The sequence below is a fragment of the Arsenicibacter sp. R0_47 genome (genome assembly GCF_057652235.1).
The window spans coordinates 34239-47274 of record NZ_JBYFCJ010000025.1 but is presented as its reverse complement, the minus strand read 5'-3'; the positions used below and the strand labels follow the sequence as shown (position 1 = coordinate 47274).

At 52.0% G+C, this 13036-nt stretch carries 9 protein-coding genes; 7 read left to right on the top strand and 2 right to left on the bottom strand.

From position 1 onward, the window contains the following. Positions 1 to 237 precede the first annotated feature (237 nt). The 5 genes from AC23NW_RS27895 to AC23NW_RS27875 all read left to right on the top strand — a co-directional run bounded on the left by AC23NW_RS27895 (position 238) and on the right by AC23NW_RS27875 (position 6635). Entirely contained in the window at positions 238 to 1824 is a 1587-nt protein-coding gene (locus AC23NW_RS27895) for a GEVED domain-containing protein (protein WP_487453678.1), read from the top strand. A gap of 20 nt (positions 1825 to 1844) precedes the next feature. Beyond that, positions 1845 to 3263 (top strand): carboxylesterase family protein, encoded by a 1419-nt coding sequence (locus tag AC23NW_RS27890; RefSeq protein WP_487453677.1) that lies wholly within the window; start codon positions 1845 to 1847, stop codon positions 3261 to 3263. Between the two features lie 114 nt (positions 3264 to 3377). Continuing rightward, positions 3378 to 3599, top strand: coding sequence for a hypothetical protein (locus AC23NW_RS27885; RefSeq protein ID WP_487453675.1), 222 nt, complete (start codon positions 3378 to 3380; stop codon positions 3597 to 3599). 459 nt (positions 3600 to 4058) lie between these two features. Continuing rightward, positions 4059 to 5135, top strand: coding sequence for a hypothetical protein (locus tag AC23NW_RS27880; RefSeq protein ID WP_487453673.1), 1077 nt, complete (start codon positions 4059 to 4061; stop codon positions 5133 to 5135). 12 nt (positions 5136 to 5147) lie between these two features. After that, positions 5148 to 6635 carry an MBOAT family O-acyltransferase gene (locus AC23NW_RS27875; RefSeq protein ID WP_487453672.1) on the top strand — a complete coding sequence of 496 codons (1488 nt, stop codon included), beginning with the start codon at positions 5148 to 5150 and terminating at the stop codon, positions 6633 to 6635. Between the two features lie 189 nt (positions 6636 to 6824). On the opposite strand, the gene AC23NW_RS27870 is transcribed toward AC23NW_RS27875, so the two are convergent. Further along, on the bottom strand, positions 6825 to 9263 hold the full coding sequence (locus AC23NW_RS27870) for a choice-of-anchor Q domain-containing protein (protein WP_487453670.1): 2439 nt from the start codon (positions 9261 to 9263) through the stop codon (positions 6825 to 6827). 419 nt (positions 9264 to 9682) lie between these two features. On the opposite strand from AC23NW_RS27870, the gene AC23NW_RS27865 reads away from it, so the two are divergent. Beyond that, positions 9683 to 10390, top strand: coding sequence for a hypothetical protein (locus tag AC23NW_RS27865; protein WP_487453669.1), 708 nt, complete (start codon positions 9683 to 9685; stop codon positions 10388 to 10390). Positions 10391 to 10562: 172 nt separating this feature from the next. Then, positions 10563 to 11666 carry a PepSY-like domain-containing protein gene (locus AC23NW_RS27860; RefSeq protein WP_487453667.1) on the top strand — a complete coding sequence of 368 codons (1104 nt, stop codon included), beginning with the start codon at positions 10563 to 10565 and terminating at the stop codon, positions 11664 to 11666. Between the two features lie 24 nt (positions 11667 to 11690). Here the strand turns inward: AC23NW_RS27860 and AC23NW_RS27855 are convergent, their stop codons facing one another. Beyond that, a complete protein-coding gene (locus AC23NW_RS27855) occupies positions 11691 to 13031 on the bottom strand; it encodes a HAMP domain-containing sensor histidine kinase (protein ID WP_487453666.1) in 1341 nt (446 codons plus the stop codon). Between the last annotated feature and the right edge of the window lie 5 nt (positions 13032 to 13036).

The following is a 13036-nucleotide window of genomic DNA, read 5'->3' as shown; positions in this document are numbered from 1 at the left end:
CTGATTATTTAGGCTCCGTCGTGCCGGTCAGTGAAGTTGAATGTGGAATTACCAGCTGCCCGCCAACCGTCATTCGGGCATATCTATTGGTCAGACTTAAGCGGATTCAGGATGAGACAAGACAAGAGTTACCCGTGGTTTCAACAGCAAAACCGTATTCAATTCTTGTGCCGGTTGGTTTATCTGTTGCTTTTTTGCAGCATTACCTTCCCGAACTTCAGTGTTTATGGTCAACAGGTGACCTTTCGCTGTGGTATCGATTCCGTCAGGCAACCACCCAATTATGACAGCTTTTCCCCTAACAGGCAGTCCGGTTTTTACCCGAAAGCGGCTCAGGAGGATACGGCTACGTATCGTATCCCGGTAGTATTCATCATTTACCATTTAGGGGAGCCGCAGGGAACCGGCTCTAATATTTCGGATGAGTCAGTTGGATATGTTCTGAACCTGATCAATGAACGTTTTGCTGGCATCGGGGTAAATGGCTACCGGGGGCAGGATAGTAAAATCCGGTTTTTGCTTGCCAAACGAACCCAACGCTGTAATGCTACGTCCGGAATTATCCGGGTTGATGGCCGCAGCGTTCCCAGCTACGAAGCGAACGGCAATACGGAGTATAACATACAACAACAGCTAGCAGCGCTGGTTCCCGACTTTTTTGATCAGTCAACCCGCAGCGGTGTGCTTGTGATCAACCTGTACCATCGCGTGGGGGGCGGCGCTTTTGCCTATTACGGCGGGGCGGTCCATATGACTGTCCCCGGTGAAGTTGATCTGAATCCGTATAATTATGTTCCGACCCATGAAGTGGGTCATAGCCTGCACCTGTTTCATCCCTATGAAGGATCGTATCAGCAGGGCGACCAGTATACCTGCCCGGCTGATACGTACAATGATCTGGTGGAGGATACCCAGCCGACCCGGAATCAGGATCCTTATTATGCCTGTAATCCGGATGCCGGGGAATTCATCAACTCCTGTACCGGATTGCCGTTTGGTACGCAACTCCGTAACCTGATGACTTTTGGCTGTGATCAGGACCGGTTTACTCCGGGACAGATTGCGCGTATGCGGTATTTTTTAGCTAATGAAGACAACTGGCTGGCTTCTTCCGGTTTTTACAGGCCCCTGACTCCTGACGAACTACCGGCGTCTCCGGTTTGTCAGCTCAGTACGCCCCCTGCTGTGACGGGGGGCTACTACTTTGGTATTTCTGCCGTCAGCATTAACTCATTCACCAAAGCAACCGCTGTCACCAGCAGTAAGTATACAGATTATAGCTGCTCCTATCGTGCCAATGCAACAGCAGGTCAGCCCCTTTTTCTGAGCGTCAGCGGATTCGGAACGTTTGGCAGGGTGTACATTGATTATAACGCAGACGGCGCTTTTGATGAATCCTCGGAACTGGTCATGTCTTTCCGCACGATCAACGAAGTTGATTTGTTTACCTCGGTTCAGTCGGTGACTATTCCGGCAAATGCTGTCCTTAACCGGATTCTGCGCGTCCGGGTTATTTTTGATATGGGTTATATGGCCCCCACGGCCTGTTCGCTGCCTGGCAGACCGGGAATGGGATTCGGCGAAGTTGAAGAGTATGGGCTTATGATTGTAGCCCCTGCCTGTGAGAGTGTCCGGACAGGCAGCTGGTACGATCCGGCAACATGGTCCTGCGGGCACGTACCCGATAAACTAACTAACGTGGTCATAAAGGCCGGACACACAGTCACCCTGGATCAGCAGATGCCAAAAGCTGCCTGCCGGCATCTGGTCCTGCAGGGCACGCTGATACATCAGCAGGGTACAATTCTGATAAACGGTAATTAAGTTACGGAGTACGATAACGCATGTTTACGACAAGAAACTTCCGCCATCCTGCCATCTTCTTCATGGGCCTTTCTGTTGTAGCAGGGCTCTTTCAGAATCTGCTGTATATTTATGTCGGGCCCGACCTGATAACACGACCGGCGTTTCCGGCTTACTTTCTGACTGCTACGCTGATATCATGTACGGCAACGGTATTTCTGCTCCGGTCCTACTACCTCCTGCACTACCGTATTGCCTTCCTGACGGGTCTGGTTGCCTTCGGAACAGCCCTGTTACGTGCGATGGTACTCTATTGTCTGCTGGTACCGCTGAGCAGAGCGCCCGAACAGTATTACCCTTTCTTTCTGATACTGGAACTGGTCGCCGCACTTGCAGCGGTAATAAGCCTGATTTGGTCACGTGCCGGAAAAAACGGCTGGTTAAAAGCTGCCGGTATATTGGGTGTCCTCATAGCTGTTTGTGCCCTGGCTTTTCTCTTCTGGTCATTTCAGATGCACAATGGCCGCAGTACCCCGACACTGGAGCGGTTTCAGCTCTTTCTTTCGTTTTTTGCCGGTTTACAGCCCTTGTTGTTCACTGGCTTCTTCAGTCAGCAATCCGATGGTCAAGAGGGTACCTCCGGACAGTCAACGCTCCTCGAGGCAGCACGCGTCATCAGCGTGGCCGCATTATTCTTTACCGGAGTAGGACTCTTCGGCGAAGCGATAAAAGCCATTCATCCACCGAAAGAAGCCGTCAGGCTGGCCGGCGTTTCGGCTGCGCGAATTTTCATAAACCCGCGCGGCGACACCCTTTCTTATCGCTTATTAAAGCCAATAGACTATGATTCAACCCAACGCTACCCATTGCTGGTTAGTCTGCACGGGGGAGCCGGTTACGGGACAGATAATATCCGGCAGTTAGCCAGCTGGGAGATTCAGCAGCTTACAGAACCGGAAAACCAAAAAAAATACCCGGCTTTTGTCCTGGCCCCCCAGTGTTCCCGGGGAACAGGCTGGGGCGGTATCCCAAATCTGGTTGCCAGGGACACTATTGTTTTTGAGTTAATGAGCGCGCTGGAAAAGGAGTACAGTATTGACCCTGACAGGCGGTATGTGGCGGGCGGATCGCTGGGTGGGTATGGAACCTGGTATTTTATCGGAACCCGTCCAGGCGTTTTTGCCGCTGCCATCCCCTTATGCGGTGCCGGTGATCCGGCCCTTGCGCAAAATATGAAAGCGGTCGCAATATGGGCATTTCATGGCGAGAACGATCAGAATGTACCGGTCGAAGGCTCGCGGCGCGTTATCAAGGCCATCCGGCAGGCCGGCGGTCACCCCCGGTACACTGAGTTTCCGGAAACAGGGCATTACCAGACCCCCGGCTTAGAGGCTACTCCAGGTATACTGGACTGGCTGTTTTCACAAAAACGGCAGGCGAAAGATACACCCGAATCATAGCCTGAACCAGGCAGAAGCTGACCTTTAGCTTGTATTTTTCAAAAAAAACCGGGCTTCCATTGACTCAGTTACTGTTTTGAGCATAATTTACTGACACCTGAATCAGTAAAACCTATGAAGATTAATTACGAAGTTTTTATGCTCACTCAGTTTCATACAACAGGAAATTATGAGTACAAGCTATTGCCTGTAGATTACAGTCACGTACAGGGCCACGGGTATGCTCCGAACCGCTACCGCTTCGATACCAGAGAAGAAGCCGAGGAATGTATCGCCGAATTATTAACCCGGTCTTCCGGGCCGTTTGTCATTATCCAGCTCTACACTAAGGCATAGAATCGGAATTTTGAGCAGGATTCTTGTGAAAGACAAGCTTAAAGTGAATTCATCAGGTCCGCTGACAGTTTTTTTAAAACTACATTTCACGCCCTATCCGGCGAGCCACTTACTTTTTTTATATCAGTACAACACGGAAGTATAGCGGTTGCCCCGCTATACTTAGCTAGTCAGGGAGGCATTCGCCCTGACCTAGCCCATACGTTTATATCAATGACACAGTGCCGGCCGACACAAACAGGCATTCATGCTTAAGGAAACGCAGGCTGCTAACAAGTTACCTTTATTCTCATTATAGCTCCTTAATGTCTCGTTTGGGGCTATTTTTTTGCAAAAAAATTACTGATGTCGAAAATGAGCAAAAGAATGTCCAAAATGAGCTAACAGCCGGAGGGGCTAACAGGCTTTTTTTGTGGGGTAGTAAAATCCATGTAAAACCAAACTATCCCTCAAAAATGTATGAATGCAACTAACTACGTAAAGACAGCCTGGCTAACCGTCGGACTTGTCCTTGCTTTCGTTATCGGCTGGGAGATGTACTGGCGGGGCCAGGGACTGCCGCTCTCGTACAACGATGACGAAAGTATGTGGGCCAGCAAACGGCGGGAAATCTATGGCAGCACGCCCGCGAAACCGGTAGTAATCGGATCATCCCGGATCAAATTTGACCTTGATTTAAGTACCTGGGCGCACACTACCGGCGAAAAGCCGGTTCAGCTGTCGATGGACGGAACATCGCCGAGGCCCATGCTGACGGATCTCGGTAATGATCCGGCGTTTGCCGGTACCCTGATTATTGATGTTACGGAGATGCTGTTCTTCACTCCTGACGGATCGTTTCCGGAAAAAGAGGCAATCAAGCGGGTAACGGCTTACCCAAACTGGTCGCTCTCACAGCAGGCCGGTTTCTACATGAACCGGGCCATGGAGTCGTCGCTGCTCTTTCTTGACGACCGGAACCTGGCACTAAACCCGCTCCTGAATCTGCTGCCGCTGCCGGCCCGACCAGGTGCCTGGGGCGGACCACAGTTCCCGCGTGAATTCTATGTTGTCAACCGGGACCGGCAGTCAGCAATGACACCGGCCTTTGTGGGAGATACCGCGCTACAGAACAAAGTAAAAGCGGTCTGGCTGGATGTTGGCGCCCACAGCCCGCCGAACCCCGTTGATGGGCCGGCCCTGACGGCAATACTGGATGCCACCAAACAGTCAATTGACCAGATCCGGGCGCGGGGCGGACAGGTACTGTTCGTCCGGACACCATCGACCGGTATTATGCGGGAAGTCGAAAAGAAAATGTATCCCCGTGCGAAATACTGGGACCGGCTACTGGCCCATACGCAGACCCAGGGCATTTATTTTGAGGACTATACCTCTCTGAACCAGTTCGTTTGTCCGGAATGGTCACACCTGACTCCGCAGGATGCTATTCTGTTTACTGAAGCGCTGATACCGGTAATCGCCGAAAAAACAGGCTGGCCGATCGGCCCGAAGTTATCTGATAACCGTCCGAACCCGTCGACTTTCCGACTATAATCTACTCCTGCTATGGTATTTAACTCGTTTACATTCATCGTCTTTTTTGCCGTAATACTGCTGCTGCACAACCTGCCGTTTTCCTGGAAGACCAAAAAGGTTAACCTGTTACTGGGTAGTTATTTGTTCTATGCACTCTGGAATCCACCGTTTATTCTGCTGTTATGGCTCTCAACGGTGGTCGATTATTACATGGCCCGCCTGATTGCCGTTGAACAGCGGCAACTTCGCCGGAAACTGCTGCTCACAGTTAGCCTGGTACTGAATCTGGGTATGCTGAGCTATTTCAAGTACGGCGGGTTCCTGCTCGAAAACTTTACGGCTCTGTTGTCTGCACTGGGGATTTCATTTCAGGCGGCAAAACCGGATATTATTCTGCCCGTCGGGATCTCGTTCTATACCTTTGTAACGCTTTCCTACACGCTGGATGTTTACCGGCGTAAGTTTGAGCCAGAGCCGTCGTTCCTCAATTTTGCGCTGTTTGTGACGTTCTTCCCGCATCTGGTGGCCGGTCCGATTGTACGGCCGGAAGACCTGATGCCGCAGTTTCACAGTCCGCGCCGGGCCACGGCTCAACAGATGAGCTGGGGACTTTTTCTGCTCTCACTGGGTTTGTTCATGAAAGTAACGGTTGCTGACGGCCTCCTGGCCGATACGGCTGATCTGATCTTTTCACTGCCATTTCCGGTGCAGATGCTGGATGCATGGACCGGTGTGCTGGCGTTCTCATCACAGATTTTCTGCGATTTTGCGGGGTATTCAACCTGCGCTATCGGTGTATCCCTGTGCCTGGGGTTCGTCTTACCCGACAATTTCTGGTATCCGTATGCTTCCATCGGCTTCCAGGATTTCTGGCGTCGCTGGCACATCACGCTCTCTACCTGGCTGCGCGATTACCTCTATATTCCCCTGGGCGGCAACCGGCATGGCGCCTTCCGCACGTATATCAACCTGATGATTACCATGCTCCTGGGCGGACTCTGGCACGGAGCCTCTTGGACATTTGTTGTCTGGGGCGCCTTACATGGTTTGTTTCTGTGTGTGGAGCGGATCATCCGGCAAACGGCTGGCAGGCGCCGTACGGCCGCAGCCACTCAACTGGCAGAGGGTATTGTCATCAATCAGGCATCACTGGCTCCGCCGGTCACCTCAGGCAGTGCATTCGGTCAGTTTATGCTCGCTATGCTGACACTCTTTTTTGTTAATATAACCTGGGTATTTTTCCGGGCACCCACGTTTAACGGTGCCATGCTGCTGCTGCTGTCGATGTTCGGCGTGATTCCGAACGGCGGTACGATGCTGACCACTACTGCTATCGTTACCGTACTGACCGTAACCGTAGTGCTCATTGGCTGCCACTGGCTGCTTCGAAACAGCTCATTGTCGGAGCTGTCAAAGCGTCTGCCATGGTGGGTCATGAGTCTGGGATGGGCAGTTATGCTGATTCTGGTTATTCTGACGCAGAAAAGCAGCGGTTCATTTATTTATTTCCAGTTCTAGGCTACCCTGACGCTGTGCATTACAGGCCGGCCGTCTAGTTTGTATCAAAACCCTGTAAGCGTTCTGATTTACACACCAGACGGTCGGCATTTGAGGCTGATACGTGACGGGTATCCGGCCTGATACCCGAATTTACGAGGGCCAGGTTCCGTTTCCACGAATGCTGTACAAACAGCGCTGCTGCGTCAATCAGGGACAACTGCGTCCAACGGTTACCGACTGGCTGACCGGCACGCTCGTGCCGCAACTGGTCGTGTAGGTGGTCGTCAGGGTATATACACCGGACCTTGTCACGTTGAGCCCAACCGCATCATGCATACCGCCCTCGCGGAAAATAGTGCTGAATACATAGCCCTGGGCGCCGGTCATGGTAAAGGTGCTGGCTACGCCACGGCCCGTGAGCCGTACCGGACAGGCGGATTCGTCAGCCGCGAAGCTGATGATGCTGGCAGGCAGGGGCTGGATGCCGCTGACGGTAAGTGCTCCGGCGGCAGTGGTGGAGCAGACACCGGTGGTACAGGTGGCTGTCAGCAGACTGGTGTTACTGACAGCCGTCAAGGTAAGAACGGCTCCGGTTGCGTTTGTAGACCAGCGCACCTGACCGGTACAACCGCTGGCCGACAGGCTCACCACCACACCCGGACAGACCGTTGCCGAAGAAACGGTGAAGGGAGGCAGGCTGAAATTCTCATTAATGGTCAGGCCGTTACTGACAGCCGTGCAGCCATTTGGCCCTCTGGCGGTGACCGAATAGGTTCCGGTGTTCGTGACGCTAATGGTTGTGGTACTTTCGCCGGTTGACCAGTGCAGGGCCGTCACGGATGAAGTAGCCGTCAGCGACAGTTGCGGCTGTAGACAGGAAAGTGTATTGTGCAGGGCCGTCACGCTGACTGAAGGGCTGGTATTATCCTGACTGACGGACATGCTGTTGCTCACGGCCGTGCAGCCATTAGCTCCTGTGGCGGTGACCGAATAGGTGCCGGTTTGATTTACGGGCAGCGTGAGGGCTGTACTCCCCCCCCTGTTCCAGATAACAGCAGTTGCCGATGTCTGGGCCGTCAGCGTCAGGCTCGTGTTTGTGCAGGTAAGGGTGGCCGAAGGTGCGGCGGTTACGGTCACGGATGGCAGCGGGTTTACGGTCAGGCTAAAGGCTGTTGACGTTACAGCGGGGCAATTACCGGTAACCACTGCCGAATAAATCCCTGCCTGGCTCACCTGCACTGCGGAAAGGGTCAGACTGGCGGTCGTCGCCGAGGCAATGCCCGACAGAGCCGTACCGCTATTGTACCACTGATAGGCGGACGCTGACCCCGTTACGCTGACACTCATCACCACGGTACTGCCCGCACAGACAATCGATCCGGCAACCGGTTGTTTCACAATACCGAGCGGAATGTTAGCCGTGCTTTGATACTCAACAGCGCCGAGATCGATACGTCCGTTGGCAATACGGGGTTGACCGGCCAGATCAGTAGCCGGCACGGCAGTTTCCGAGTAGGGTCCAGACACAGCCGTCTGGCTGGCTGGACTGCCTGCATTAATGGCAGGAGAACAGGGCGCCAACGCAACCGACGAAGTACTTGTAAACGGTGTGGTGGCGGTTGTAAAGTTGGTGGCGTCAGCAATAAAGTCCTGTTCACCAACTTCGAACAGGGTATAGCGGGCCGTAACAGTGGAATTCTGGAAGTTTTTTATTGTGGTGTTTCCACCATTGCCAAAGAAAATACAGTTGATCAGTGACGGATTGGCACTATAGTTATAGATTGCACTGCCGTTGTCCAGACCAACATTGCTGACTTTATTGTTCAGGAAGCTACAGTTGGTTATTTGTGCACATATAGGATTACTATTTGTATTATGATAAATAGCTCCCCCGGAGGAGGCTTCATTGCCTATGAAGCTACAGTTAGTGGCTGAATAGATGTTGCCATTCAGGTAAATGGCACCTCCCCATATACTAGCATTGTTTCCCTGAAAATTACTGTTGATCACTATGCAGTTGCTATTGTCGCGCATGCCTATGGCCCCGCCATATCCTGCCTGATTACCCTGAAAGCTACAGTTTAGTACTACAGGTGTGCCGCCATACCGATTACCGATAGCCCCGCCATAACTTGCTTTATTACCCTGAAAACTACAGTTTGCAATCGTAGGACTTCCCCCTATGTTGTACAGGCCTCCACCATCGACATCAGGATCAGGATTTTCCTTATCTGTCGGGATATTGGCATTACCACCGCGGATTACAAAGCCATCCAGTCGCGCAGCGTTTGTCAGATTGTTCGCACTTTGAACGACGTGATAGGAGTTGTCACTTATATTGGTAAAGTCCGGGCCGTCATCACCGTTCAGGTCGCCGGAAAGAATGGTAATATTGGTCGTGTAATCGCGGTCTTTTAAAAGAGGTGTATTTATATTGGGAAAGCCCCCCAGAATAATCACCCCCTCTTTCAAATTGAAGCTTGCAATGAGGCTATTTGCTGAAGGTTTATAGGTTCCGGCAGCTACCCAGACTTCATCTCCCGGTGAGCTGGCATTAATCATCGCCTGGAGGTCTTTGCTGGCATTAGCCCAGCTAGTCCCTGAACCGGTACCTGTAGCCTTAACATAGCGGATGGTATTTGCCATTGCGCCGGAGCAAATCAATAAACCCAGCAGGAGGCTACATAGGAGTGGACAGTATTTTTTGTAAGCGTAGCACATAGTTCGTATTCCGTTCAGATTATTCAGGTTTCGTAACATTAGCGGCGGACAAAGCCCGTTACCAGACAGTAGTAGGGTGTGACCATGACCGGCACTGCCGGTTGGCAGCTCAACTCAAAGATTAGCATAAGCGTGAAAAATGCCATAAAATGGGTGTAGACAAAAGCATAGACATTTTGTATATACCTGATAAACAATAACATACCGTGACTAATTACCATAAATGCAGCTGCCGTGTCCGGCCATCACGGCTTAAGCAAGTCCTTAAGAAGAATTAATCTTTACGAAAGCCCGTCTTTAAGTGCTGGCGGTAGGTTTGTGCTGTAATCAAAAACAGTACAGCTATGACACGCAAACTTCAGTATTCAGCCATGTTGCTGGCAGGTATAGTAGCAGGCATCAGCGCCGTTCAGGCTCAGCCACCGGTACCGCACGGCCCCGGTAAGCCCGGAAGACCCGCGACTGAAAATCGTCCTCGTCCGGCAGAGGGCCTGGTCGCGCTGACCACCCTCAACGGAACAATCGGGGAGTTCACTACGAATGACGAAGCCATTCTGAACGGCTTTACCCTGAACACAGGATCGGCTACAACGACCGTTCAGTTTCCGGCGCATTTAGGCAAGGCAATTCAGTCGGCCGGGAAAACAGGCAGTAACGTGACCATCATCGGTCTGAAGGAGGTCACACCTGAAGGCGTATCGGTTTTCAGGCTTTATAATCTGACATCCGGTGGAACCACCGTGGCAGATACGCCCCCGTCTTTGCCCCTGACACCGGCAACCCCACAAGCTATTACCGTTAAAGGAAAAGTACTCGACTATCAGTTCGATAAGCAGGGCCAGATAAACGGTCTCCAGCTCAGCGATCAGACAATAGTACATGTGCCGCCTCATATCGGCTCACAAATCAGAGATATTGTCCCGAAAGCCAATGAGGTGTCCGTGGACGGGTTTGTTAAGCCGTTGGGCGAGGGCCAAATACGGCTCCGGAAACTGACGGTTGTTGAGGCGTCGCTTATTTCAGCAAACGGTAAATCATTCCTGATGCGGTAACCGCTTTGTTAAACCGGTCCTGCTTACCGGTATACCTCTGATTCATGCCGGTAATGGCAATGAATCAGAGTTTTTTTTTGTCATCATCCGCAGCGACACAGAATTAATTTCATCTTAAGCGAATCTTTAATCCGGCCGGGCAACTTTGGTAAAACAAAAAAACGCCAATGAAATGAAACGATCCATCCTGACAGTTGCCATTCTGGCAACGCTTCTTACCGCAGGCTGCAACAAATCCGCAATGTTGCCCGATCAGTACAGTGACACTGAAACCAGTTCCCTGTTCAGTGCACGGGTTGCTGCGGGTTCAGCTGCACTACCGGCTTCAATCCTGCCTTCAGCCATTAAATCCTGGCTCGATCAGTCTGCTGCCGGCTATACCCTGATTAAGGTTGAAAAAAAATATCAGCCGGGGACCACAACCTTTACGGGTACAAAAGTAACTGTACAGGTGAATGACCGGCCGGTAGCTTATTATTTTGATGTAAACGGAGCACCTACGACCAGGCCGGCCGGTCCACGGGGAGAAATCGTTGTGTCACTCACAAGCGATCAGCTGCCGTCCGCTGTGCGTAGTTATCTGGGGCAGACATACGCTGGTTATCAACTGCTGGTTGCTGAAGCAATGCAGATTAACGGGGCGGCACAGGAATACCGGGTACAGATACTGACTAACAACCAGCGTGTCGATGTCCATTTTGATGGCAGCGGGGTGTTCCGGGATGCGCATACTGCTCCGGGCAATCCGGCAACTACACACACAGTACGCTATGTTTCACGCGATAACCTGTCTGAAGCAATAAAAAATGCACTGAGCAGCACTTATTCAACCTACACGTATGGTTGGGCCGAGGAGCATGTGCATGACGGCACAACTACGTATGACGTGAAGTTATTCGGCAGCTCCAGACCGGTTGTACTCCATTTTGATACCACAGGGTCACTCGTTGCCCCCGGAAAGCCGACGGGCGTGCCGGTATCGTCTACCCTGATCGCCGGTCAGGGGCCGAAACCGGGAGGCCCAACTCCGCCGGCATCATTTACAGCTGGACCTGCTGCCCCGCTGATTATTCTGAATGGCGATCAGCTTCCGGCAGCTGTTACTGCCTGGCTGCGGGCTTCGTTCAGCAGCTATACATTTCTGGCAGCGGAAGTTCACACGCCACCGCACCAGTCCGGCAGTGAATACAAAATTGATCTGGCTGTCGGTCAGCAGTTGTATACCCTCAGATTTACGGCATCCGGTGAGTTGATCATGGCTGAAGCGCGCGGGTAATTAGTTATGTGGATCTTTTCCGGCTCATTCCGTTATATGAGCCGGAAAACTAATCTCTGCCTGAAAGGATCCGCTGACAGCCGAAACGGTAAACTCCCCTCCCATCAGCCTGACTACCTGATGACTGATCCACAAGCCCAGTCCATATCCGTCATGCCGGCTGTCTGCCTGGTAAAAACTGCCGGTTAACCGCGCCGGATCAGGTACCGGTATATCGGTATGATTCACTAATCTCCAGGTTATTGAACCGTTTCCCGCCATAATCCGTAACTCAAGCTCAGAACTGGTTCTGGCATATTTTACAGCGTTGTCCAGCAGATTCAGCAGGACGTTGGTTAATTTATCCAGATCGGCCCAGACCGTTAGCGAAGCGGCATCATCGTCGAGCGCAATGGCCAGAAAAAGCTGCTTCTGATTTATGGAACCATGATACCGTTCTGCCAGCCGCAAGGTAAGGTCATCCAGTTCAATTGCTTCCTTCCGTAACTGAAGCGTTCCGGCGTGGAGCTGGCTCATGGCCAGCAGATCGTCGACCAGGCGGCTTAACCGGCGAAGCTCAGTTAGTTGACTGGTCAGGAATCTACGCTCACGCTCATTTGTTACTTCCCGCTGCGCAACTTCAATTTCCGTGCGCAGTATACTCAGGGGGGTGCGCAGTTCATGAGAGGCGGCAGCAAAGAAATTATGTTGTGTATCGGCGGCACTGCGGATACGGGCCAGCATATCGTTTATCGTCCTGGCCAGTTCCTGCAACTCATCGTCGGAGTCCGGGGTTGGTATGGGCGTTACCTCCTCGGCCAGATTGACCGAGCGGGCAGAATCAATGATTGCCTTCAGCGGCCGCAGTAATAAGCCACTGAACACCCAGGCACCGAGTCCGGAGAATAACACACTGAGCAATAAAATTCCCGTCAACAGCCACCCGATTGACTGCAGTTGCCGGACCAAAGGCCGGTTGCTGTGCCCCAGAACGGTCGTGAGCCGGCCGTATCCGTTTTCCGGAATACGCTCATACCGAACCAGCTGAAAGGTATCGGACTGTGTAACTACAGAATCGCTCCTGATTGGGTAATCATCCGGAAAATTCGGCGACTGATAGATTTTTTTCCTGAACCGACCGGCCGTATACCATAGGGCGATGACTTCACCTTGATCGGGTAAGGGAATTACCAGCGGATAGAGCGATGTTCGTTCAGATAATCTGATTGCCCGTTCTGTGAGTATACGGTTTTCCTGCCTGATCAGTACGTCCTTTACCTGAACATACACATAGGCGGCTGCGAGGGAGAACCCCAGAAAGAAGGTTCCTGCGAACACAAGACCAATCTTAAACCGGATACTGCGAACCGGCCATATACCTGCCATAGGCG

Bases quoted from the DNA above. Each gene is read 5' to 3' on its own strand.
- AC23NW_RS27890 (WP_487453677.1), top strand. From the start codon at position 1,845: ATGTTTACGACAAGAAACTTCCGCCATCCTGCCATCTTCTTCATGGGC.
- AC23NW_RS27885 (WP_487453675.1), top strand. From the start codon at position 3,378: ATGAAGATTAATTACGAAGTTTTTATGCTCACTCAGTTTCATACAACA.
- AC23NW_RS27880 (WP_487453673.1), top strand. From the start codon at position 4,059: ATGAATGCAACTAACTACGTAAAGACAGCCTGGCTAACCGTCGGACTT.
- AC23NW_RS27875 (WP_487453672.1), top strand. From the start codon at position 5,148: ATGGTATTTAACTCGTTTACATTCATCGTCTTTTTTGCCGTAATACTG.
- AC23NW_RS27870 (WP_487453670.1), bottom strand. From the start codon at position 9,263: ATGGCAAATACCATCCGCTATGTTAAGGCTACAGGTACCGGTTCAGGG.
- AC23NW_RS27865 (WP_487453669.1), top strand. From the start codon at position 9,683: ATGACACGCAAACTTCAGTATTCAGCCATGTTGCTGGCAGGTATAGTA.
- AC23NW_RS27860 (WP_487453667.1), top strand. From the start codon at position 10,563: ATGAAACGATCCATCCTGACAGTTGCCATTCTGGCAACGCTTCTTACC.
- AC23NW_RS27855 (WP_487453666.1), bottom strand. From the start codon at position 13,031: ATGGCAGGTATATGGCCGGTTCGCAGTATCCGGTTTAAGATTGGTCTT.